Source organism: Klebsiella sp. M5al, assembly GCF_002090195.1.
Lineage (GTDB): Bacteria > Pseudomonadota > Gammaproteobacteria > Enterobacterales > Enterobacteriaceae > Klebsiella > Klebsiella grimontii.
Genome location: NZ_CP020657.1, coordinates 3873605 through 3897463 on the forward strand (window position 1 = coordinate 3873605; position 23859 = coordinate 3897463).

General features: G+C 56.2%; 23 protein-coding genes. 7 read left to right on the forward strand and 16 right to left on the reverse strand.

All coding sequences use genetic code 11. The features are described from left to right. Positions 1-31: 31 nt before the first annotated feature. Both BWI76_RS18685 and BWI76_RS18690 read right to left on the reverse strand, forming a co-directional pair. Positions 32-1360, reverse strand: coding sequence for a 6-phospho-alpha-glucosidase (locus tag BWI76_RS18685; protein WP_024359989.1), 1329 nt, complete (start codon positions 1358-1360; stop codon positions 32-34). 11 nt (positions 1361-1371) lie between these two features. Continuing rightward, positions 1372-2907 carry a PTS transporter subunit EIIC gene (locus tag BWI76_RS18690; RefSeq protein ID WP_024359990.1) on the reverse strand — a complete coding sequence of 512 codons (1536 nt, stop codon included), beginning with the start codon at positions 2905-2907 and terminating at the stop codon, positions 1372-1374. A 258-nt stretch (positions 2908-3165) separates the two neighbouring features. Between BWI76_RS18690 and BWI76_RS18695 the strand changes: the two genes are divergently transcribed. Further along, positions 3166-3864, forward strand: coding sequence for a GntR family transcriptional regulator (locus tag BWI76_RS18695; RefSeq protein ID WP_004138839.1), 699 nt, complete (start codon positions 3166-3168; stop codon positions 3862-3864). A gap of 84 nt (positions 3865-3948) precedes the next feature. On the opposite strand, the gene BWI76_RS18700 is transcribed toward BWI76_RS18695, so the two are convergent. The 4 genes from BWI76_RS18700 to BWI76_RS18715 form a co-directional block, all read right to left on the reverse strand. Next, positions 3949-4287: a DUF1869 domain-containing protein gene (locus BWI76_RS18700; protein WP_004138837.1), complete on the reverse strand. Its 339-nt coding sequence runs from the start codon at positions 4285-4287 to the stop codon at positions 3949-3951. A gap of 8 nt (positions 4288-4295) precedes the next feature. Next, on the reverse strand, positions 4296-4628 hold the full coding sequence (locus BWI76_RS18705) for a DUF1971 domain-containing protein (protein WP_004138835.1): 333 nt from the start codon (positions 4626-4628) through the stop codon (positions 4296-4298). Between the two features lie 205 nt (positions 4629-4833). Further along, positions 4834-6759: a putative bifunctional diguanylate cyclase/phosphodiesterase gene (locus BWI76_RS18710; RefSeq protein ID WP_049087410.1), complete on the reverse strand. Its 1926-nt coding sequence runs from the start codon at positions 6757-6759 to the stop codon at positions 4834-4836. A gap of 10 nt (positions 6760-6769) precedes the next feature. After that, positions 6770-7267, reverse strand: a complete 498-nt coding sequence (locus BWI76_RS18715) for a molybdopterin-dependent oxidoreductase (RefSeq protein WP_004138833.1) — start codon at positions 7265-7267, stop codon at positions 6770-6772. A gap of 303 nt (positions 7268-7570) precedes the next feature. Here BWI76_RS18715 and shiA point away from each other — a divergent pair, with 303 nt between their 5' ends. Together shiA and BWI76_RS18725 are read left to right on the forward strand one after the other, a co-directional pair. Beyond that, positions 7571-8905: a shikimate transporter gene (gene shiA, locus BWI76_RS18720; RefSeq protein WP_024359992.1), complete on the forward strand. Its 1335-nt coding sequence runs from the start codon at positions 7571-7573 to the stop codon at positions 8903-8905. Between the two features lie 9 nt (positions 8906-8914). Further along, on the forward strand, positions 8915-9646 hold the full coding sequence (locus BWI76_RS18725; RefSeq protein ID WP_004138826.1) for a lipoyl protein ligase domain-containing protein: 732 nt from the start codon (positions 8915-8917) through the stop codon (positions 9644-9646). Here BWI76_RS18725 and BWI76_RS18730 read toward each other — a convergent pair. After that, positions 9639-10556: a LysR family transcriptional regulator gene (locus BWI76_RS18730; RefSeq protein WP_004138824.1), complete on the reverse strand. Its 918-nt coding sequence runs from the start codon at positions 10554-10556 to the stop codon at positions 9639-9641. The two genes, BWI76_RS18725 and BWI76_RS18730, sit on opposite strands and share 8 nt — an antisense overlap. A 114-nt stretch (positions 10557-10670) precedes the next feature. On the opposite strand from BWI76_RS18730, the gene BWI76_RS18735 reads away from it, so the two are divergent. Next, the gene (locus BWI76_RS18735) at positions 10671-11060 is read left to right on the forward strand and encodes a tautomerase family protein (RefSeq protein ID WP_004138823.1); all 390 of its coding nucleotides are present in this window, start codon (positions 10671-10673) and stop codon (positions 11058-11060) included. A gap of 49 nt (positions 11061-11109) precedes the next feature. On the opposite strand, the gene BWI76_RS18740 is transcribed toward BWI76_RS18735, so the two are convergent. Beyond that, on the reverse strand, positions 11110-11841 hold the full coding sequence (locus BWI76_RS18740) for an HPP family protein (RefSeq protein WP_004138821.1): 732 nt from the start codon (positions 11839-11841) through the stop codon (positions 11110-11112). A 185-nt stretch (positions 11842-12026) separates the two neighbouring features. Between BWI76_RS18740 and BWI76_RS18745 the strand changes: the two genes are divergently transcribed. Then, positions 12027-13136, forward strand: coding sequence for an adenosylhomocysteinase (locus BWI76_RS18745; protein ID WP_024359995.1), 1110 nt, complete (start codon positions 12027-12029; stop codon positions 13134-13136). Between the two features lie 131 nt (positions 13137-13267). Here the strand turns inward: BWI76_RS18745 and cobS are convergent, their stop codons facing one another. The 7 genes from cobS to dacD all read right to left on the reverse strand — a co-directional run bounded on the left by cobS (position 13268) and on the right by dacD (position 19497). Then, positions 13268-14008 carry an adenosylcobinamide-GDP ribazoletransferase gene (cobS, locus tag BWI76_RS18750; RefSeq protein WP_084402803.1) on the reverse strand — a complete coding sequence of 247 codons (741 nt, stop codon included), beginning with the start codon at positions 14006-14008 and terminating at the stop codon, positions 13268-13270. Between the two features lie 39 nt (positions 14009-14047). After that, on the reverse strand, positions 14048-14281 hold the full coding sequence (locus BWI76_RS18755) for a bifunctional adenosylcobinamide kinase/adenosylcobinamide-phosphate guanylyltransferase (RefSeq protein ID WP_004138801.1): 234 nt from the start codon (positions 14279-14281) through the stop codon (positions 14048-14050). Between the two features lie 193 nt (positions 14282-14474). Then, positions 14475-14810: a DUF496 family protein gene (locus BWI76_RS18760; RefSeq protein WP_004103624.1), complete on the reverse strand. Its 336-nt coding sequence runs from the start codon at positions 14808-14810 to the stop codon at positions 14475-14477. Between the two features lie 168 nt (positions 14811-14978). Continuing rightward, positions 14979-16037, reverse strand: a complete 1059-nt coding sequence (locus tag BWI76_RS18765; protein WP_004138799.1) for an FUSC family protein — start codon at positions 16035-16037, stop codon at positions 14979-14981. 102 nt (positions 16038-16139) lie between these two features. Continuing rightward, a complete protein-coding gene (sbmC, locus tag BWI76_RS18770; RefSeq protein WP_004138797.1) occupies positions 16140-16613 on the reverse strand; it encodes a DNA gyrase inhibitor SbmC in 474 nt (157 codons plus the stop codon). A 127-nt stretch (positions 16614-16740) separates the two neighbouring features. Then, positions 16741-18177: a capsule assembly Wzi family protein gene (locus BWI76_RS18775; RefSeq protein ID WP_004138795.1), complete on the reverse strand. Its 1437-nt coding sequence runs from the start codon at positions 18175-18177 to the stop codon at positions 16741-16743. Between the two features lie 153 nt (positions 18178-18330). Beyond that, positions 18331-19497 carry a serine-type D-Ala-D-Ala carboxypeptidase DacD gene (dacD, locus tag BWI76_RS18780; protein WP_004138794.1) on the reverse strand — a complete coding sequence of 389 codons (1167 nt, stop codon included), beginning with the start codon at positions 19495-19497 and terminating at the stop codon, positions 18331-18333. Positions 19498-19677: 180 nt separating this feature from the next. Between dacD and sbcB the strand changes: the two genes are divergently transcribed. Then, positions 19678-21102: an exodeoxyribonuclease I gene (gene sbcB / locus BWI76_RS18785; RefSeq protein ID WP_004138792.1), complete on the forward strand. Its 1425-nt coding sequence runs from the start codon at positions 19678-19680 to the stop codon at positions 21100-21102. A 104-nt stretch (positions 21103-21206) separates the two neighbouring features. Here the strand turns inward: sbcB and fusA are convergent, their stop codons facing one another. Continuing rightward, a complete protein-coding gene (fusA, locus tag BWI76_RS18790) occupies positions 21207-23309 on the reverse strand; it encodes an elongation factor G (protein ID WP_004138791.1) in 2103 nt (700 codons plus the stop codon). A 238-nt stretch (positions 23310-23547) separates the two neighbouring features. Between fusA and BWI76_RS18800 the strand changes: the two genes are divergently transcribed. Next, positions 23548-23859, forward strand: a complete 312-nt coding sequence (locus BWI76_RS18800) for an ArsR/SmtB family transcription factor (RefSeq protein WP_004138790.1) — start codon at positions 23548-23550, stop codon at positions 23857-23859.

Genomic DNA, 23859 nt, shown 5'->3' on the forward strand with positions numbered 1-23859 from the left:
CCGACGGGAGACATCGGGCGTTGACAGCGCATTAGCGCAGTTCCGGCCAGTAGCCGCGGTTGGCCACAATCAGTTCATCAAGGATCGCTTTTGCCACCGAAGCGCTCGGTACGGTTTTGGACAGGGTCATCGCCTGCCACAGCTTCTGATAGCTTCCTTCAACCCAGGCATCCACCACCAGTTTTTCAACCGCCACCTGCTGCTCCATCATCCCCTTTTGAAACAGCGGGATCTTACCCATCGCCAGCGGCTCGGGGCCATTAACGCCCACCAGGCAAGGCACTTCGACCATCGCGGTATCGTCAAAATTCGCAATAGCGCCGTTGTTTTCCACAATCAGCAGCATTCTCTCCTGAGTGTTAAAGGCGATGGCGCAGGCGAGGTCGACGATAAAGGTCGCATGCGCCCCGGCATGGAAATGCGCCGCTTTGCCGCTCTGCCGGGCGACGATTTCTCTGGCCATATCAAACACCTCCTTCTCTCTCCCCGCTATCACCTCGTTGGCGCGAGTAAAGTCAGGGTCCGAATGGGCCACCTCATAATCGGCATAAAAATAGTATTTCAGATAGGTATTGGGCAAGGTGTCGGTATCCAGCGCAAAGACGTCCTTCACCTTTTTGAAAGTCTCAATCCAGCTCGGCGCTTTATGCTGAAAATCCTCTTTCGGACTGCAATAGCCCAGTTCGGCAACGTGGTTTTTTAAGGCCGGCATGAGATCGTTACCGGCCTTGTCGGTAATGCTGGTCCACCAGCCAAAATGGTTCAGGCCGAAATAACGCACGTTCATCTCTTTACGCGATTTAAGTCCGAGAATATCGGCAAATAACCCTTCGATGGCCACCGGCATATCGCAAATATTAATAATTTTGGCCGTTGGGCGTAGCCGACGCGTGGCCTCGGCCACGATAGCCGCCGGATTGGAATAGTTAAGCATCCACGCGCCGGGTGAATACGTTTCCATATAATCAACCAGTTCAAGGACGCCGGCGATAGAGCGCATACCATAAGCGATACCGCCCGGTCCGCAGGTTTCCTGGCCAATCACGCCATGCTTAAGCGGGATTTTCTCGTCTTTTTCGCGCATCTCATAAAGGCCTACGCGAATATGGGCCATCACAAAATCGACGCCGGTAAAGGCTTCCTGCGGATCGGTGGTGAAGCTAAATGCGACTTGCGGATAGCGTTCAGCCACCAGAATCGCACAGGCTTCACCGATAACGCTTTGCCGATCGCGATGATTATCATAGAGACGAATTTCGCTCAGCGGAAACCTGTCCATATTTTCCAGCAGCATCATCACAATTCCCGGCGTGTAGGTACTGCCGCCGCCTGCAATAGTCACAACAAATTTATTTTTCATCTTCCACCTCATTATTCATGCACATCTAAATAGCGATTCACAGCGTTACGGATTTTATTAACCCCTAAACCATAAATAACCTGAACGTGATGACCTTTAATAATGACGCTGGTACCGCCGCTGGTCTTCAGAATATGTTCCTGAATCAATGCAGGGTCCCGCACGTCAACCCGAAGTCGCGTAAAACAATTATCGACAGAACAGACATTTTCTTTGCCGCCAAGGCCGAGGATGACCTGCTCCCCTGACGCCGCGTCAGGCGAACCTGCGCTTGGCGGTTGATTAACCACGGCGACCTCTTGTTCCTGGCCGGGCGTTGGCATTTTGAAATGGATAATCATAAACTTACCGACATAATACATTGCCGCTGTTTCCATTAGCCCCAGCGCGACAAACACGGGCCAGCGCGTGAGATGCGCTCCCGCCGGAATGTTGTAAACAATAAAGTCGATAATGCCGTTGGTGGCGCAGACCCGTACATCAAGCAGCCACGCCAGCATCTGGAAAAACCCGTCTAACAGCGAATAAACCAGCCACAGCAGCGGTGCGGTAAAGATAAATAAAAACTCAAAAGGTTCGGTTATGCCCACCAGGAACGAGGTCACAATCAAAGGAATCAGCGTGATTTTTAACTTTTGCTTATTTTCGGGCCGGGCGGTTTTATAAAAGGCCAGCGCCATTCCGGCGGTACCGAATATTTTCACCATCCCGTAGGTGAGAAATCGCGCCGAATCGCTTAACGCGGCCCCGGTGTTATTGGCGATTTCCGCGAGGAAAATGGGTTTTGCCCCCACTACCGTCTGTCCATCAATCAACAGCTGTCCGCCAATGGAGGTAAACACAAACGGCGACCAAATCAGGTGGTGTAATCCGGTCGGAATAAGAAAACGATTGAGAAAACCATACAGAAAAACGCCCGCGGCCCCGAAGGTTTTCATCACCCCGGTCAGCGCCGAAATGCCGTGTTCCACGATCGGCCAGACATACACCGTGGCGATGGCAAATACGCCGACCAGCGGGATCATGATAATCAGGACCAGCTTGCTATTGCCATAAATAGAGAATGCGCCGCGAAACTCAATTTCGACAAACCGGTTATGAATAAAAGCGACCGCGCAGCCAAGAATGATGCCAAGAAATACGCCCATATCAATGACCTGGAAACCAAAAATATAGGTTTGTCCGCTGCCGTAAAGCTGCGCGTTACTGGCGCCGGCGGCGAGGCGCTGGGTCAAGGTTAGCCAACTATTATTCGCCGCCAGGTACATAAACCAGGTCATTGCGGCAACAAAAGCCGCTTCCGCTTTGCGGGTTTTAGCCAGCCCCCCCGCCAGCCCGAGGCAAAAGAAGAAGCCAAGGTTGTTCATCACTGCCCACAGCATGCTGGAAACGTATTTCCCCAGCAGATAAAGCGAGCTGTCTTCCGCTAGCCAAATTTTATTGGTTGTCATACTGAGCAACGCAATCAACAGACCAATCACCGGCAAATACAACACAGGCCCAATCATGGCCTTCGAAAAATCCTGTAATTTTTTTACCCCGATCATTCTCCCCCCCGTACTGCTTATCGACCGTCAGCGCTCGAAACATGCGATTCAGCCTATGCGTCGACCGAAATAAATCAGAGGAGTTAAATCGTCATCTGTGATGAAAGTCATATATCTCTTGAAGTAATAGATATATAAATAAAATCAAATAAATAGATGACAGCTAAGACACGAAAACCTATAAAAATAAATATAATTTTAAAATCAATCAGATAGAAACAAAATTCAATAAACAGCGCCGCCAGGAGACATCTATAAGTGATATACAAATTAATCGCCGACAGGCTAAAAAATCGCATCAATAGCGATGAGTTTGAGGTCGGAGATGCGCTCCCGAGTGAAAAAGCGCTGGCCGGGGAGCTGGAGGTCTCAGTGATGACCATCCGTAAGGCGCTCACGCTGCTGGAGAGTGAGAAACTGATCGTCAAGCGTCACGGCAGCGGTTCATACGTAGCGCGCAAGAGCAATTATCACGGTGGGGAGCTTGACGGGTTCAACTACCAGATGCACATCGGCGGCGTCACCAACTATCATAACAAGGTCATTGAGTTCACGATGATCGATGCGCCTCTGGCGATCGCACAACAGTTGAAAATTGAGCCGGGTGAAAAGGTCTATTACGTCAGACGCATCCGGATGATTGACGACTCGCCTATTCTGATTGAAAACAGCTATATACCGGTGGCGATTTTTCCCTGGTTAAGCGTCGGAAATCTGGAAAGATCGAAATTTAACTATTTCAAGAAAGAGTGCAATATCACCATTCTGGAGAGCCACCGCAGCTATACCCCGGTTCTCGCCACCCGCGAACAGGCAGAGCTCTTGCAGGTTCCACAAAACAGCCTTTTGCTACGGGTGCAGTCAATCAGCTATGCGCATAACAATACCATTGTCGATTTATCCGATATTTACCAAAATACCAACAAATACAATGTCAAACACATCACTCGCCGCTAAAAACCGCTGGCTACCGCTGACGCGAATGGCGCTGGTCAACGCGGGGCGACCAGCGTCAGCTGACGGTTTGCCTTCGGCACACGACTACCAGCCGCAGACGTTAGTCTCTTCGTCGGACTCGTAGCCGCGGACAATATTAATCAGGTCTTTTACCGCGTCGGCCGCCGTCTGCGGATCCTGTAGCCCGGCCAGGGTCGCAAATTCACTATCGACCGACACGCCGTTATTATTATTGGTCACCGTTAATATAAATCCTTTTCCTCCGGCGTTATCCGTCGACAGCGTAGAAATAAGTTCAGACACGGCCTGGGCGGCGATATCAGGTACATAAAGAGCCATCGGCTTAAGATAGACTTTTTCTTTTTTCTCTTTATTGTTGCCGTTGATAACCGCTAACGCATAGCCTTTATTTTCACTGTTCATCATAATGCCTATCCCTCGATCAGAATTTTAGGGTCAACGTAAAAATCGACATTAAAAACGGTATCCTCCGTTAACGCCTCGATGCGATGCCATTTCTCAGGGGGAAAAACGCCAAATTCGCCTTCGGCAATGGTCAGGGTTTCCAGCGGATCCGCACTGGTCTCATTAGCATATCCAAAATAGCGGATCGCTCCGCGCATGACCGACAGACGCGGATAGACGCCCTGGCGGGTACCGGCATCCAGGTGCCGCTTCCAGATTGAGGCCGGCGCCGTCTGTTTGGTCCACAGCGGCGTGCTCCGGGTATGCACATAGTGGGTAGGAATAATGATTCGCTGCATGATTTTGCCTCTCTTAACGCGCCGCATATACGGTCGAAACCAGGAAAATATGTTGCATATGATATACCCCTTTCAATCGCTAAGGGTATTATTTTTTAACGACACGAATCTCTACCCCTATTTATACCTATTAGGGATTACAGCGATTTAAAATAAATAAGGGCAATGTTCAGCTAAATTAACATTGCCCTTATTAAGAGATGAACTACCTGTTTTCGGGTGAATTAAGCGGCCCCGGCTTACCGATTAAATAGCCCTGTACCAGGTCACAGCCTAATTTGCGTAACGACTGCAGCTGCTCTTCTGTTTCGACTCCTTCAGCCACGATACGCATATGCAGGCTTTTGCCCATGCTGATAATCAGCCTGACGATATCGAGGTCATCTTTCTGGTCAGGAATATTAATGACAAAAGAGCGGTCGATTTTTATCTTATCAAAGGGGAAGTAGCTTAAACGCGATAACGAAGAGTAGCCGGTACCAAAATCATCAATGGAGATCTGCACCCCGAGCTCGCGCAGCTGGCTGAGGATCTCTAAAGAGCGGGTATTTTCGTTAAAGACGTCAGATTCGGTAATCTCCAGATCCAGACGATGCGGGTCAAGCTCGGTGCTTCTCAATATGGCCACCACGGTATCGGTCAGCGAGCTATTAATCAGCTGAATGGGCGACACGTTAACCGACACTTTTAGCGGCGACGACCAGCTGGCGGCCGCTTCGCAGGCGGTTCTCAACACCCACTCGCCCAGCTGATTAATCAGGCCAATCTTCTCCGCGACCGGGATAAATTCGGTCGGCGGAACGCTGCCGCGCAGCGGATGGAACCAGCGCACCAGCGCTTCGTAGCCGTAGATTTCACCGTTCAGGGTGTCAGCTATCGGCTGATAGTAAACCCTGAACTCACCTTTGTTCAGCGCCTGCATGAGATCATCTTCGAAGGATTTGTTTTCCTGCTGGCGCTGAAGCAACCCAGGGCGGTATACCTGGACTTTACCGGACCCCGCTTTTTTCGCTTCATACAGCGCCAGATCGGCGCATTTATATAAATAGTCGGTGCGGCTTTCGCCGTCAGAGATAACAATCCCGATACAGGCGCCAATCTGGATCAGCGTATCGTAAATCTGATACGGCTGACTGATCTTTTCCCGGATCGCCTCCGCCCGCTCCAGCGCCATTTCCTCGTTGAGATCGTGCGAAACCAGGGCAAACTCGTCCCCTCCCAGCCGGTAGAGCGTTTCTGACGTTTTGCGAAAAAAGGAGAGACGGCTGGCCAAATCCTGCAGCAGCTTATCCCCGGCATCGTGCCCCTGGGTATCGTTGACGTCCTTGAAATTATCCAGGTCAAACAGCATGACGACCGCCGAGCCGTTATAAGGCCGCACCTGATTAACGACCTCCTGCAGACGTTGCCAGAAAGAGAGCCGGTTGGGCATACCCGTCAGCGAATCATGATAGGCATCGTACTGCAGCCGACGGTTCTGCACCTGAAGCTTCTCTTTTGAAGCCTGCAGATCGGTTGCCAGTAATTTCATCCGCACGTGGGCGCGACGCAGGGTGTTATTCTGCTTCAGCATCAACAGCCCAAGAGTGATACACAGAATAATCAGCAGAATAGAAATAGCCGAATAGATGTAATACAGGTTCTGTATTTTATCGTGGGTCAGATTAACAAGATTAAAATCCTGGGCGAGTGAAGTAGACGCAAGCGAGGTCAACGGCCCGTCGAGAGTGCTCATCTCCTGCAGCATCAGCTTCAGCTGCGCTGTCGACATGGTATCCAGCTGCTTATCCAGCCGGCCCAGAAGACCAATCAGGCTGTCAACTATCGCCTTACGGTGAGGATCTTTGCCGATAAACTTTCCCAAATCACCCTGCTGCAGCAGCGCGATCTGGCTCATCATAATTTCCAGGCGCAGGCGTACCTCATCGTGGTCGCTTCCCTTCACCTCCAGCCCCATCGCGCTTAGCCGCGCCTCGAGGCGCATGTACTCGGAGACTATCTGGGAAACGGACCACGAATCGGTATAACGCGTTAATTTTTGCAGCTCACTTTGCCGCTCATGCACCAGATAAGTAATGTAACCGGTCACAAGGAAGAGCAACAAAATAATGGCAGTGAGTATTCGATTCAAGATCAAACCCTTACTCAATTATAATCTTCGAAACCTGCCATGCCGAACGGGAATAATAAATCTGATTCTGCAATTCCGGGCTACTGTCGTAGGGATAAACAATAAATAAAGGCCCTTTATCGCGAATGCGCATATATTCGCCGTTCATTTTTAAAGCCAAAATTACCGGAAATTTATGAAAATCATCGATGGGTACGATGGTGGTGTAATCGTTTAGCGCCAGCACCCGCGCCGACTTACCTTTGGCACCGACTAAATCCATGAGTTTACTGAGGGAAATGCCGTCAAAGCGCACCTTTCCCGAGTACCACGGCGTGGTTGTGATCACCGTTTGCATCCCCAGCTTTTCTAATGCCGCGACATCAAAAACGGCGGTATCACCCTCATTCGTATTACTAATCAGGCCGGAAATAGTTAAAACGGGTTGGCCCACCGGCGCTGGCAGTTTTTCTGCAAAAGCGGAAGGGGAAACCATAACACAAAATAAAGCTGCAAAAATTAAACGCATTTAACTCACCCTTCCGAAATTGGAGACTTGTTAATTGTAAACCATTTAAGTCATTTCTTAAAAGGTGTCCCCATTGAGTTCAAAAATTAAAATTAAAAACAATAAGCGGACTCCGAAGCTCACATTCTGAACGCGTCGCAAAGACGTCCCGCGCCCGGTTAAGCAAACCCTTTATGCCTTTAAACGCCCAGAGCAGGTAAAAATCTTTTCTCTTAACCATCCGCGCGGTAGTCTCAAGGCTGGCGCGGATCCGAAAAGCGTCTCATTCCAATAATTAAAAACTCAGCAACAGACAGGACAGGTATGGACTCAACGTTAATTTCTCAACGCCCCGGCAAGGAGGCATGCTCACTCAACCGCGCCCGCAGAGCGGCCTGGGGCAGCTTCGCCGGGGCCGTGGTCGACTGGTACGACTTTCTTCTTTATGGCATCACCGCCGCGCTGGTATTTAACCGGGAGTTTTTCCCGCAAATCAGCCCGGCAATGGGCACCCTCGCCGCGTTTGCCACCTTCGGCGTCGGCTTCCTCTTCCGCCCTCTCGGCGGCATTATCTTTGGCCATTTCGGCGATCGCCTCGGCCGTAAACGCATGCTGATGCTGACGGTGTGGATGATGGGGATCGCCACCGCCTGTATCGGTCTGCTTCCCTCCTTCAGCCAGATTGGCTGGTGGGCGCCGGTTCTGCTGGTCCTGCTGCGCGCCGTCCAGGGTTTTGCGGTGGGCGGTGAATGGGGCGGCGCGGCGCTGCTGGCGGTAGAGAGCGCGCCGAAAAATAAGAAAGCGTTTTATAGCAGCGGCGTACAGGTGGGCTACGGCGTCGGACTGCTGCTCTCTACCGGGCTGGTATCGCTGATAAGCGCCAGCACCACCGATGAACAGTTCCTCAGCTGGGGCTGGCGCCTGCCGTTCCTGTTTAGCGTCGTGCTGGTGCTGGCGGCGCTCTGGATCCGCAACGGCATGGCGGAATCCGCCGAATTTGAACAGCAGCAGCGCGAACAGCAGGGGCAGCCAAAGAAAAAGCGTCTGCCGGTCGTGGAAGCGCTATTCCGCCATCCGGGCGCGTTCTTAATGATTATCGGTCTGCGTCTGTGCGAACTGCTGACCATGTATATCGTCACCGCTTTTGCGCTCAACTATTCGACGCAAAACCTCGGTCTGCCGCGCGAGCTGTTCCTGAATATTGGCCTGCTCGTCGGCGCCATCAGCTGCCTGACCATCCCCTGCTTCGCCTGGCTGGCGGACCGCTTCGGTCGACGCCGCGTCTATATCACCGGCGCGCTGATCGGTACCCTCAGCGGCTACCCGTTCTTTATGGCGCTCGAAAGCCAGTCTTACTTCTGGATCCTGTTTTTCGCGCTCATGCTGGCGAATATTGCGCACGACATGGTGGTTTGCGTACAGCAGCCGATGTTTACCGAAATGTTCGGCGCCAGCTATCGCTACAGCGGGGCCGGGGTGGGATATCAGGTCGCCAGCGTCGTCGGCGGCGGTTTTACGCCGTTTATCGCCGCCGCCCTGGTCACCTTATCCGGCGGCGCCTGGCATAGCGTCGCTATCTACTTGACCGCGGGCTGCCTGCTCTCCGCCCTCACGGCGATGCTGATGAAACCCAGCCGCCATGACGAAGAACCTCAGTAAGGAGAAATGATGACTCAGGATCCCTGCTGGCCGCTGCGCGTTAACCACCAGCAGCTGCCGGTTCGCTACTGCGCCGACCCAACGCTGGCCGAGCAACCGCTGTTTGACCGGGCTCGCGACGGGGAAGCGGTGGCTCAGCTCTGGCAGGCCCCGCAGGGGTTTGTGGTGCCGGGAAGCTATCGGAAATTTGCTGAACTCCCGGCGACGAGCGAGCAGTTCGCCAGCCGGGGATGGCCGGTCTGGCTGCGCCGCTCCGGCGGCGGGCTGGTGCCGCAGGGGCCGGGAATTGTCAATCTCAGCCTGGCCTGGCCGGTTTATCACTCGCTGGGCGAAGCCGCAGAGCCGATTTATCTTTCCCTCTGCGCGCTGCTGCAGCGCACGCTGGCGACTTTCGGCGTGGCCAGCCACTTCCAGGCGGTCAACGGTTCTTTTTGCGATGGTCGCTATAATCTGGCCTGCGGCGAGGGCGAGAATGCGCGAAAAATAGCCGGCACGGCCCAGTACTGGCGACCGATGGCGGAAGGTCAAGGCCATGTGGTTCTCGCGCACGCGGTGGTGTTGCTGGATGCCGACCTGGCAGCGGTTCACCGGGCAGCCAATGATTTTGAAGCCCGGCTCGGCAGTGGGCGGGTTTACCGCGCCGATAAAACCGTGACCCTGGCGGAGCTGATTTCAGACGGGGCCGATTTGCTGCCGCGCTTTCGCGAGGCGCTGGCGCAGCAGCTCGATAATATCAGCTGAAGGTCGCCTTCAGATAGCGGCTAAAGGCCTCTACCGCCCGCGATACGCGCGGCGTGTAGGGGCGAATGACGTAGAGACTTTCCGCAAACACATCCACCGGCCGCCATCCCGGCAGCAGCTCCTGTACCAGCCCGCGGCCAATCGCCTCCCTGGCGCTAAAATCCGGCAGTAAGGCAACACCCAGCCCCGCCAGCACCGCGTCGCGCAGGGATTCGCTGTTATTGGTGGCAAACGGCCCCTGCACCTTAACGCTCACCCGCTCGTCGTTGCGCTCAAAGGTCCAGTGCGGGCTTTGCGGCCCGCGCGGGTAGGTCAGGCATTGATGCTGACGCAACGCGTCTGGCGAATCGGGACGGCCAAAGCGGCGAATATAGTCCGCCGAGGCGACCACCAGGGTAGCCGTACGGCACAGCGGCCAGGCCACGTGGGTCTCCGGCAGCAGCTCGCGACGACAGTGGCGAATGGCGAGATCGAACCCCTCGCTGGCGAGCGACACCAGCCGGTCGGTCACCTCCAGTTGGAGATGAAGCTGCGGATGCTGATGCAGAAAAGGGGTAATGGCCGGGACTAGCTGTTGGCGTGAGAACGCCACCGGCGCGGTCAGGCGCAGCGTACCGCGCAGCGGGCCGCCTTCCTCATCGCAGGTGCCGGTAAAGATCTCGCGGATCTGCCCAAACGGCTCGTTCAGTTCCGCCACCAGCCGCAGGCCATCTTCGCTTAGGGTCACGCTACGGGTGGTGCGGTGCACCAGGGTTTTCCCGGTGACCCGCTCCAGTTCGCTAATTTTCTGGCTAATGGCGGATTTGCTGACCGCCAGCTTTTCCGCAGCGCGGGTATAGCTTTTTTGCTCCTCCAGCACCGTAAGCCAGTACAAATGGGTCCAGTAAATTTCCGGGCGTATCTCGCGCATATCGATTGTTCACAGAGAAAAACAATGCGTTCAAATATAGCGGTTTTTGCCGTCGTCAGCATTGGTTAGCATCACATTCACAGACCGTTAACCCGACAATAAGGATCATCTGCTATGCCATTACTGACGTTTGATATCATTGAAGGACGCAGCGAAAGCGAGATCAAATCCCTGCTGGATGCGGCACATCGCGCCGTCGTGCAGGCGTTCAAGGTGCCAGAGCGCGACCGCTACCAGATTGTTCATGAAAACAAAGCCTACCATATGATCGTTGAAGACACCGGGCTAGGGCTGACGCGCAGCCGGAAGGTGGTGGTGGTGAGGGTATATACCAGCCCGCGCAGCGAAGAGCAGAAGCAGCTTTTTTATGCCATCCTGCAAGCTGAGCTCCAGGAGCACTGCGGGCTGAGCGGCGACGACCTGATGATCTCGGTAATCAGCAACCACAAAGGGGACTGGAGCTTTGGCCGCGGCGTGGCGCAGTACGTTACCGGCGAACTGTAGCCCTGGCGGCGATGCGGAGCGCCGCATCGCCCTGCGGTGGGCGGGAAAATCAGGATCGGCGGGCGCCGGCGATACGCTGTCTGGCCTTTTGTTCTATATTTTCCAGCAGCTCCTGCACATCGTCTTCATCGATGTCGAGAAACTGGCCGTCCAGCAGGGCCGCGTGAATATCATCGCGGGTCACCGACAGGCCCAGCGGCACCGCTTTAGCCTTCACCTCTTCCGCGGCCAGCGGGTGCGGGTAGCGACGTCCGACCAGGTTGTTGAAGACGATGGCCAGCAGCGCCAGCATCAGGGAATTGAGTAATACCGGAGTCAGAACAAAGTGGTAGCCCTCGCTCTGTACCCCCGCCCCGCCGAGGATCGCCGTTAACGCCACCGCTCCGCCCGGCGGATGCAGGCAGCGCAGGAAGTACATGCCGGCGATCGCCAGCCCTGCCGCCACACCGCAGGCCAGCGCCAGGTTCGGGATCGCTATGCCCACGGTCACGCCGATCAGCGCCGAGAGCACGTTGCCGCCGACAATCGACCAAGGCTGGGCCAGCGGGCTGCTCGGGACGCCAAACAGCAGTACCGCCGAGGCGCCCATGGGGGCGATAAACCAGATATTAACCTCGCCTAACAGCCAGTGGCTGAACAAGCTGGTCACCGCCAGGCCCGTCCCGGCGCCGATCGAGGCCAGAACAATATGTTTTCTGGCGACCGGTAAGGCGTGTGGCTTCAGGCGACCGAGAAAAATGCGGATCCGCGAAAAGAGCGATCCGGGTAATACGCTTAACATCCTGCTGCTCGCTTACGTCATCGTAAAAACTTATGCTTTATTTTCTTTTTTTAACCTTATTTTAACAACCATGTCTTTATCGTGGCTTTTTGCCATTCATTTTGTGAATGTAAAAACGGCGCGCGCTACGTTAAAATCCCCTCACCTCTGGGTATCAGCATTCTATGGATTGAAGGTCAAACACGTTGAATAACAAAATAAAATTAGAGAAAGAAATCGCATGGGCCAGTCAGAATATGCCGCGCACCCTGCGTCAGGTCGCCGCCCTGCCCGATCTCAGCGAGGTGCGTCTGGCCTGCTGTATGCATCTCGATATGAAAATGATCCCGCTGGTGCAGGGAATTCTGGAAAAAGGCGCGAAGGTTTTTCTCACCACCTGTAACCCAACCACGGTACAGGATGAGGTGGTCGCCTGGCTGGTGGAGCGCGGCGCGGAGGCCTGCGCCTGGCGCGATATGAGCGATGCCGACTGGCAGCAATCGTGGGAAAAAGCGATTGCCTGGCAGCCGACGCATCTGTGCGAAATGGGCGCGGATATTACGACCCTACTGCATCAGCGCGGGGAGTTCGGCAACGTTGTCGCCGGGCTTGAAGCGACAGGTTCGGGCGTGAGCCGTCTGGGCGATATTCGTCCTGGCTATCCGATTTTTAACTGGGATGATTTGCCGGTTAAGGAAGGACTGCACAACCGTCATATGGTCGGCCTGACCGCGTGGCATACCTTTTTCCAGACAACCCACCTGACCCTGCATGAGAAAAAAGTGCTGGTCATCGGCTATGGTCTGGTCGGCCAGGGCGTCGCGGCGGCAGCGAAGGCCTTCGGCGGCCAGGTGATGGTGGCGGAAATCGACCCGGCACGGAGATTACAGGCGGCCTATGATGGCTGGCACGTCGTTGAATTACAGGAGGCTATCGCCTCGGCGGACGTGGTGGCCACAGCGACCGGCGGCAAAAAAGTCGTTAACCGCCAGGCGCTGGATAAGTCCAAAGATGGGGTGTTTATCCTCAACGTGGGTCACGTGGCGGAAGAGATTGACTGCGAGTACCTGCGTCAGTTTGCGCAGGAAGAGGTCATGCCCTATATCAACGCTTACCGGATGGGCGATAAAACCGTTTATCTGCTGGCGAACGGTTCGATGCTCAACCTGACCGCCGGTTTTGGCGATAGCCTGAACGCCTTTGACGTCACCCTGGCGGTGATGGCCAGCGGCATTCAGCATATTGTGACCGATGGCATGAACGCGCCAGCGGACGTTTATCTGCTGCCGCAGAGCGTATGGCAAAAAGCGCTATAGCCATAGGTGCCGGATAATATCCCGGCACATATCCCGGAGGCGGCGCGATGCGCCTGTCCGGGCTACCGCCCCGCAGAGCGCTGTTAACCCGTAGCCCGGTCAGCGCAGCGCCACCGGGAAGAAAGCCAATCCTACAGCAGGGCCAGCAGAAATATGACTTCGCCCAGCTCAATCGCCGCGCCTAACGTGTCGCCGGTTTGCCCGCCCAGAGTACGCTTCAGCGCCTGACCCAGCGCCCAGACCAGCACCAGCGTGATAAGCGCCGCGCGCAGACCGTTAACTCCGAGCAGCACTATCGCCAGCGCCAGTGCGATCCCCATGGTAATCAGCGTCTGACGCAGCGTGATTTTGCCGATAAACAGGTTGCCCAGCCCCTCTTCGCGGGCGTAGCGCTGGCGATACATCAGCAGCACCGCCATACCGCGGCCGACGGCGCAGGCGGCTGCCAGCGCGGCAAGCGTCGACGTGCCGCGCAGCGCCACCTCGCTGACCACCAGCACTTTCGCCATTAGCACGAAAATCAGCGCCAGCCCGCCGTGAGTGCCCAGCCGACTGTCGCGCATAATTTCCAGCATCCGTTCGCGCCGGCGGGCGGAGAAAATGCCATCGCAGGTATCCGCCAGTCCATCAAGATGGAAGCCGCCGGTCAACAGCGCCAGCGCCAGCACGCCGAGCAGCGCGGCAAGCGGGCCGCCGCACCACGGCTGGAGCAGCATCACGACGGCGCCGGCAATCGCCCCGAGCAGCAATCCGACCAGGGGGAATGTGACTATACTGCGTTGATATTGTTCAATTTCCAGCCCCTGGGATAAACGCGCCGGGACCGGCAGGCGGCTGATAAACGATAATGCGGCAAAAAAAGACTTAATCATTGAGAGAGGACTCCTGTCGATAAACCCCGCGGCCAGCGGTTATTCATCTCCGCCGCCGGCCGTAACCTGACTTGTGCGCGCGGCTTGAGCGCGGCCGCGTTCTTCCAGCCGCCAGTGGGCAAGCCGGGTATCACGGTGGTGTTGAATGCGCGCGGCGATTTGATTGTCGGATATCCGGGAGGTAGCGATGTAGATCGCCGAAACGAAAGAGTTGAGTAAAGATTCGGCGTCGCGGCGTTGGCCGCTATGGGCGTCGCCGGTAATCAGTATCATCGCGGCGGCACCTGTTGCAGGGACAGCATGAGATAAACCCTTCCGATATCAATATGTTTACCGCGGAAGTATACCAAATTCCTCGGGAAAGATTCAGCGTTGCATGGGGTGTTTTGCGAAGGATTTGCGAGATGGCGCAAGAGAAAGAAGAGGAACTCCGGCAGCGAGCGCCGCCGGAGCGCTTAAACGGGAATTACTCGGCAGATTTATCTTCTACTTTCGCTTCGCCCATTGCTTTCAGCTTTTTAGAGATGTCGCGACGTTCTTTGGAGATCTCGGCGTTTTTGATGATGTAGTCGTCAACGCGATCTTCGTAATCGCTCTTCATGCTGGCAATGATGCCCTGAATAGCTTCAACGCTCATGCCCGGCTTGATGTAGTCGCTCAGGTTGTCCAGCAGCAGGACGCGCTTCTGGTTATCACGGATCTTTTTCTCAACGTCCTGAATTTCACGCTGCAGTTTGTTCTTACGACGATACAGGCGAACAAACTCCAGTACGTCCTGGAAAGAAGGCTTAGTTGTTTCCATTTTTATACCCCTAATATTTGAGATTCGGATTCGCTAAAGCGACTGCTACATAGGGCTAACATAACTGTTAGCAGCCGCTGATGACAATGTTTTTTCCTTTGCCGTTATCATAACCCTAAACGCTGCTGAATCGAAGCAAGCGATGGAAAAACCACGCGAGTCTGGTCTTTATTTACGCAATGCCCGGCAGATCAAATGCGACAGCAGTTCGAGCTGGCGCGCCAGCTCGATAGTTAACCAGACATAACCATGAATGGGCGTTTCGGAGAAATTGTCGTCCTGCTGCTCTTTGATGAGCTGGCGCAGTTCGGCAACGATTTCGTTGAGCTTTTCATTGTTGGCCAGGATCGGCTGCGGGTTGCCCTCATACAGGGCGTGGGCGATAGTCAACAGCGTTTGCTGAGTCATCTGCTGAGTTTCGCGCAGCGTATGGGCATTAAGCATCACGAAGTGGCCGGGACGCGATGCCCAGTAAGCGTTGATTTGCAGCTCCAGCATGCACACCAGGTTACGGCTGACGGTCTGGATCGCCTCAAAGATGGCTTTCTGGATATGCGTCTCTTTGCTGGCGGGCGTAATCAATCCGCGCATTTTCACCACGTCGTTGAGGACCTTTTGCAGGTGCTTTTCCAGACGCGGACGCTCCACCAGGTTCGGCGAGAAGCCGGCCTGATAAAGCCGGTTGAAGGCGGTGACGTAGCTGGCCATCTGGATGCGCCAGTGCAGAAAGGCCCGCTGCGGCCAGATACCGGTGAACAGCATCGCCAGCAGGGAACCGAAGATAACGTCGCCGCTTCGCCACAGCGCGGTCGTCATATCGCCCGGCGGCGCGCCGACAACCACCGCCAGGGTGATGCCGATCAGCAGCGCCTGGTAAGGCTTTTTGCCCAGCGCCAGCCAGCCGCAGAGGAACATCGCCACCGCGCACCACAGCAGCATGATAGGCAGCGAGATGAGCTCCAGCTTAAGCGCCACCAGCCCGAGCGCCGAGCCGAGGATCGTGCCGCCGATGCGCTCAAACGCGCGCGGTACGACGTTTCCCCAGAAGGAGATTGGCCCCATCACCACCACCAGGGTGATGAGAGGCCAGGTGCCTTCAGGAACGTTAAGCAGGCGCACCAGCACAAAGGTGAGCACAAAGGCCAATGCTATTCGCACGCCATGGACGATGCGGTAATGGCGATACAGCCGAATTTCAAATGGCTTAAGTGATTTATCCGCGCGCACAACCTACTCCGACACAACGAAAAGGCCAATTGTAACTGCTTTTTCGCCGCAAGCATCACGCGAATGTAATAAACCTTGTCCAGCGAAGGGACAATGTTCGATTTACTTCACCGCAGGCTCGACCGCGATGTACATATCAATATCCCAGTAGCCGTCCTGGTTACCATCGTTAAGATAGACTTCAAAGCAGGGTTTCATCGCCATCTGGTGCGTTTTGCTTTGCATCAGGCTCTCGAAGAACTGATACCACGGCGTTGCAAAGTCATAATTCTCGACTCTGGCACGGGCAACCGCGTACTCTCCGCCGGCGATATCGGTCATCATCACGCCTTCGCTGTTGGCGGGGATTGAGTAGTCCTCCGCCACCGTGACGGCGGTCGCGCAGCGCAGCTTTTCCGCCGGGACCTCATCAGGATTGTCGTAGTAAACGGCCACCCACTCCTGCGCCGGAACCTGGCTGTTATCAACCCACATCATTAGCTGTTCAAACCCCTGTTTAACCGTCTGCTCCCAGGGACCGACCAGATGAAACCCGGCAATTTTCTTCTTGCCCACGGACTTAACGTTATATTCCATGCTGCCTCCACCGTTGATAAAATACTGTATATATATACACATAAATTAGCAGTACTATCAGCCATAGTATGTGCGGCAATTCACAAATCCGCGCGGCAAGAAGAGTAAAAAAACCGGCGCCATCCGGTTATAAAATGAACGGCAGCTCGACGCCGATGCTGGCCCCGACATCGTCGCTGGCGCTGTGGTTGGCGTCGGTGTACCACACGGAGGTATTCAGACGTACCGTCGGCATCACATCGCCGCTCCAGCCCAGCTGCACGCCCTTCAGCGTATCGGCGCGCGGGAAGGCTTTATTGATTCGCTGGTTCTTCGGATTGACCTCTGCGTAGACCAGCCGCGCGCTCCAGCGCTGGTTCTCTTCGGTTACCAGCTCTACCTTACCGGCATACAGACGCCCATCGCCGCCCATCGCGTCGCCCAGCGGATAGCCCTGCTGGTAGTAGCCGTCTTTATAGATGAAGTGGTTATAGATGTAGTTGGTGCGCCCCATGTTCGAACGGGTATCGTGGGCTTCCAGATACCAGTTAACCGCATTGCTATTCCATTGGTGATGCCCTTCCACGCCGCCAAGATAGAGGTGCGCCGAGGGTAAATATCCGGCTTCGTCCTCGCCGATCATCTGGCCGTAAATGCTCACCGGCCACCCCAGAGCGGGCGCCAGCTTCAGCTTGAAATCAAAACCGGCCAGCTGGTTGCCGGGATCGTCGGCCGATTCGCCGGTGTTGTCATTGCCGGTCAGACCGTCCCAGAAGCTGCTGAATGATGAAGGTCGCCCTTCGCCGCCCCATTGCATGATGCGTGAGGCCCCCAGCTCCAGCGAGGAGATTGGCGAAAACGTCAGGCGGCCGCCGAAGATTTTGGTATGCGGTACGGCGGCATACTGGCTCATCTGACTGGCGGAAAGCTGATACTGCCAGGGGCCAATCCAGCTCAGCCACGAGGTTTCCGGCGCGCGCTGTTCGGCGCGCTGCAGCAGAAAACCGGTCATCGGCCGCGCGGCATCGGAGCGAATCAGGCTGCCCTCGTAGCCCGGCCCCCACCACTGCGGAATTTGCCCGAACGCCAGCCACTGATTCCACAGCTTTACCGCGCCGTATGCGCCGTTGGCGTTCACGCTCGAACCGTTGCTGATGCGCTTGTCGCCTTCAACATTGCCCTGTAGATGCAGATCCCACCCTTCGCCGCTGTTGTTCAGGGCGAGAGAAAGCGACTGGTCGGCGGGATAGGACTGGGCAAACCCCTGCGGGGTTCCCGGCTTATCAGTGGAACTGTAACCGGTAACGCGCACGTCGGCTTTCAGCGCCCTTAAACGCTGATTTACACGACTCAGAACCCCCCGCTCTGCGGAGGTTGTCGGATGCGCGTTGGCCAACGCGCGGTTAATCTCCTCCTCGCTCAGAGGCCAGGTCGACAGGCTTAACGCGAGGGTTCCGCGGTCGGATAACCAGGCTAAATCATTGCGAAATTCGTTATCGGCCAGAACGAGGCCAGAGGCAAAACTGGCGGTGCTAAAAACGGCGAAAAGTCCCAGAGAAAGCGCACTACGCGCAAAGTATTTCATCTTCCCAGCTCCATTTATGGCGCACAAACGCCAGGCTTTTTCCTGAAGGGTGACCGGGTAAGGTAATGGAGTGAAAGTAAACGAAGCGCCAACCGAAGCGGCATAATAATCAAACAGCTACGAGATGCCGCTCCGGGCGGAGCGGCGCGACAGTTACAGTTTTTGATGCAGATAATCGCTAAAGCGCGACAGCATGCCGCCCTTGCCAACGCTTTCCAGCGTCACCAGCGGCCAGTGGGCCACCACTTTATCACCATCGTAAAGGGAGATTTCTCCCACCCGCTGATGGGCGGCAATCGGCGCTTCCAGCACTTTGTTATCCAGCACGTATTTGGCCTTAATGCGCGCGACTTCCGACTTCGGCAGCGCTAGCCAGAAATCCTGATCGGTCCCCAGCTTAATCTGCTCTTTATCGCCATACCAGATTCGCTCAACGCCGACCTGCTTGCCATCCTGCAGGACCTGGACGGTATCGAAGTTTTGCTGGCCCCAGTGCAGCAGCTTCGCCGCCTGCTGTTCGCGCCCTTTCGGGCTGTCGGCTCCCATCACCACCGCAATCAGCCGACGCTGGCCGTCCACCGCGGAGGCAATCAGGTTGAAGCCGGCGCCGGAAGTGTGGCCGGTCTTCAGACCATCGACGTTCATGGTCTTATCCCACAGCAGGCCGTTGCGGTTCTGCTGGGTAATGCCGTTCCACGTCAGGCTCTTCTGACTGTACATATGGTAGACGTCCGGCTCGCCGTGAATAATCGCCCGCGAGAGCACAGCGAGATCGTAAGCCGAACTGTGCTGCCCCGGCGCGTCCAGGCCGTGGACGGTTTCAAAATGGGTATCCTGCAAATGCAGTTTTTCCACGTAGCTGTTCATCAGCGCGACGAACTGCGGCTGGCCGCCGGCGACGTAGTCCGCCAGCGCCACGCAGGCATCGTTGCCGGAGTCAACGATCAGCCCGCGGCTTAAGTCGCGTACGCTGACCCGATCGCCGGGCTTAAGGAACATCAGCGAAGAGCCGTTAAAGACCGGGTTACCCTGCGCCCAGGCGTCTTTACCGACGGTGACGATGTCGTCAAAGGTGATGCGGTGGCTGTCGATGGCGCGATCGACCACGTAGCCGGTCATCAGTTTGGTCAGGCTGGCGGGATTGCGCTGCTGATGCTCGTTACCGGCGGTCAGGATCTGGCCGGTGGTGTAATCCATCAGCACCCAGGAACCGGCCTGAATAGAAGGAGGCGTCACGTTGACGGGAAAATCATTGGCGGCAAATGCGCAGGAAACGCTCGCAGCGAGCAAAGATACAGCAATAAACAAACGGCCTTTCAACGGCATATCCTCTAAATTGACAGATTCGCCGTCCTTTTTACGGAACTTCTCGTTTCAAATCAGGGTTTAATTGCAAGAAAATATGACACCGCCGGCAAGGGGCAAAGGCGATACCCTTCTGATGGCCCGGCAAATCGTTTACCATGATGGCTGCTCGCCACCAGGGATAATGAACAGATTATGCAAGATAGCGCCAACCAGCCCGGATTTTTGTTTCACGATTACGAGACCTTCGGCACCAGTCCTTCGCTCGACCGACCGTCGCAGTTTGCCGCCATCCGCACCGATGAAGACCTCAATATCGTCGGCGAACCCGAAGTCTTCTACTGCAGGATCGCCGATGACTATCTGCCGCAGCCGCAGGCGGTTATGGTTACCGGGATCACGCCGCAGGAGGCGAACGCCAAGGGCGACAGCGAAGCCGCCTTTGCCCGTCGCGTTCACGATCTGTTCACGGTGCCAAAAACCTGCATCGTCGGCTACAACAACGTGCGCTTCGATGACGAAGTGACGCGCAATATCTTTTATCGCAATTTTTACGATCCTTACGCCTGGAGCTGGCAGCACGACAACTCCCGTTGGGATCTGCTGGATGTGATGCGCGCCTGCTACGCGCTGCGCCCGGAAGGGATCAACTGGCCGGAAAACGAAGAGGGCTTACCGAGCTTCCGCCTCGAGCATCTGACCGTCGCCAACGGCATTGAGCACAGCAACGCCCACGACGCGATGGCCGACGTTTACGCCACCATCGCGATGGCAAAGCTGGTGAAAACCCAGCAGCCGCGCCTGTTTGACTATCTCTACGCCCACCGCAATAAGCGCAAGCTGGCGACGCTGATCGACGTGCCGCAAATCAAGCCGCTGGTGCATGTTTCCGGCATGTTCGGCGCAGCGCGCGGTAACACCAGCCTGGTGGCCCCGCTGGCGTGGCACCCGGACAACCGTAACGCGGTGATTATGGTCGACCTGGCCGGAGATATCGCTCCCCTGCTGGAGCTGGATGCCGACACCCTGCGCGAGCGGCTGTATACGCCGAAAAGCGAGCTGGGCGACCTGCCCGCGGTGCCGATTAAGCTGGTCCACCTCAATAAATGCCCGGTGCTGGCGCAGCAAAACACCCTGCGTCCGCAGGATGCCGACCGGCTGGGCATCAATATCCAGCGCTGTCTGGATAACGCTCAGCTGCTGCGGGCCAATCCGCAGGTGCGTGAGAAAGTGGTGGCGATTTTTGCCGAAGCGGAGCCGTTTGTGCCTTCCGATAACGTCGATGCGCAGTTGTATAACGGCTTTTTCAGCGATGCCGACCGCGCGGCGATGAAAATCGTGCTCGAAACCGAGCCGCGCAACCTGCCGGCGCTGGATATTACCTTCGCCGATAAGCGTATTGAGCGCCTGCTGTTCAACTATCGCGCGCGCAACTACCCCGGCACGCTCGATGAAGCCGAGCAGCAGCGCTGGTTAGAGCACCGTCGCCAGGTATTTACGCCTGAGTTTTTGCAGGCCTACGCCGATGAGCTGCAGATGCTGTATCAGCAGTATGCGGATGATAAAGAGAAGCTGGCGCAGCTGAAGGCGCTGTGGCAGTACGCGCAGGATATTGTTTGATTGGCAGAAATTCCCGGAGGCGGCGCGTTGCGCCTGTCCGGGCTACAAGCCCGCAGGTTTTGTAGCCCGGACAGATGCGCAGCATCGCCTCCGGGAAACGTTGCTTAGCCTTTAGCGCGGCTGGCGATAATCGCCTCTGCTACGTTGCGCGGGGCTTCCGCGTAATGGTGGAACTCCATACTGTAGGTCGCCCGGCCCTGGGACATTGAACGCAGCGTGGTGGAATAGCCAAACATCTCGGCCAGCGGCACGTCGGCGCGGATAATCTGGCTGCCGAACCGCTCCTCCATCCCCTGCACCATTCCGCGACGGGAAGAGAGATCGCCCATGATATTCCCGGCGTACTCTTCCGGGGTCTCCACTTCCACGTGCATCACCGGTTCAAGAATAACCGGGTCGGCCCTGCGCGCCCCTTCCTTGAAGCCAAATATCGCCGCCATGCGGAAAGCCATCTCCGACGAGTCGACGTCATGATACGAACCAAACGTCAGTGTCGCCTTGATATCCACCACCGGATAGCCCGCCAGCACGCCAGTGCCCATCGCTTCGCGCAGCCCTTTTTCCACTGAAGGAATGTACTCGCGCGGCACCACGCCGCCTTTGGTTGCGTCTTCAAACACGAAACCGCTCCCCGGCTCCAGCGGTTCAAGGGTCAGCACCACGTGGCCGTACTGCCCTTTACCGCCGGACTGGCGGACAAACTTGCCTTCCACCTCTTTGACCGTTTTGCGGATCGTCTCGCGATAGGTCACCTGCGGACGCCCGATATTCGCCTCAACGCCAAACTCGCGCTTCATGCGGTCAACGATAATCTCCAGATGCAGCTCGCCCATCCCGGAAATGATCGTCTGGCCGGACTCCTCGTCAGTATGCAGACGAAACGACGGATCTTCCGCCGCCAGCCGCTGCAGGGCAATACCCATTTTCTCCTGATCGGCTTTGGTTTTCGGTTCAATCGCCAGCGAAATCACCGGCTCCGGAAACTCCATCCGTTCGAGGGTAATCACCGCATCCGGGTCGCACAGCGTGTCGCCGGTAGTGACATCCTTCAGGCCGACGCAGGCGGCAATATCACCGGCGTGCAGTTCGTCCACCTCATGGCGATCGTTGGCCTGCATCAGCACGATGCGGCCGATGCGTTCTTTCTTGCCTTTCACCGGATTCCACACCGCATCGCCTTTTTTCAACGTCCCGGAATAGACGCGGATAAAGGTTAACTGTCCGACATAGGGGTCGGTCATCAGCTTGAAGGCCAGCGCCGAGAACGGTTCGTCGTCGTTCGGGTGACGTTCAGCAGGTTGCCCTTTCTCATCCACGCCCTGAATCGCCGGGATATCCAGCGGCGACGGCATCAGCTCAACCACCGCATCGAGCATCCGCTGCACGCCTTTGTTTTTAAACGCGCTGCCGCACAGCACCGCCTGGATTTCGCCCTTCACCGTACGCTGGCGCAGTCCGGCAACGATTTCCGCCTCGCTCAACTCGCCGGTTTCGAGATACTTATCCATCAGTTCGTCGTTGGCTTCCGCCGCCGCCGAGACCATTTTCTCCCGCCACAGCCGGGCGGTTTCCACGAGATCGTCAGGCACCGGCGCATAGCTGAAGGTCATCCCCTGGGTGGCGTCGTCCCACAAAATGGCGCGCATTTTGATGAGATCCACCACCCCGGTAAAGTGCTCTTCGGCGCCAACCGGGATCACAATCGGTACCGGATTGGCCTTCAGGCGATCGGTCATCATCTGCACCACGCGGAAAAAATCCGCGCCGGGGCGGTCCATCTTGTTGACGAAGGCCAGCCGCGGGACGTGGTATTTATTCGCCTGCCGCCAGACCGTTTCCGACTGCGGCTGCACGCCGCCGACGGAGTCGTAAACCATCACCGCGCCGTCCAGGACGCGCATGGAGCGTTCCACTTCGATGGTAAAATCCACGTGCCCTGGGGTATCGATGATGTTAATCCTGTGCGGCTCGAAGCTGCGGTCCATACCGGGCCAGAAGCAGCTCACCGCCGCGGAGGTAATGGTGATCCCGCGCTCCTGCTCCTGCGCCATCCAGTCGGTGGTTGCCGCGCCATCGTGTACTTCCCCCAGCTTGTGACTCATCCCGGTATAAAACAGGATGCGCTCGGTGGTGGTGGTTTTGCCGGCATCGATATGCGCGGAGATACCGATGTTGCGATAACGTTCGAGGGGGATGGGTCGGGGCATGATGCGTCCTTAGTCATTTTGACTGTCAGCAGGCGGCCGGAATTGGCCGCCGTTCATATAACGGCATCTATCATAGTACAACTGTACGAGTATATTCGAACTATTTTTGCTATCGTTACTATTGGTGAAGCTGCGACGACGCGCGTGGCTTTAGAAAAGCAGTTTGGGTATATTACCGGCCAGCCGCCGATACGGGCCGCTGCTCGTAAGGCAGCGCAACCGCCGACACAGGAATAGTATGATCGCCAATCACCCCGAACGTGAACAAATTCGCCTCGAAAATGTCCTTTTCGCCCTCGGTAACCCGCTACGGCTTGAGATTATCCGCATCCTTGCCGACGGCAGCGAGCAGAGCTGTAACGCCCTGCGTCACGAAGATGTGGCGAAGTCGACCATGACCCACCACTGGCGCGTCCTGCGCGACAGCGGTGTGATCTGGCAGCGCCCACAGGGGCGGGAGAACTTGATTTCGCTGCGCCGGGAAGATTTAGACGCGCGCTTTCCCGGCCTGCTGGATACGCTGCTTAAGGTCATGCAGCAGGAGAACTAA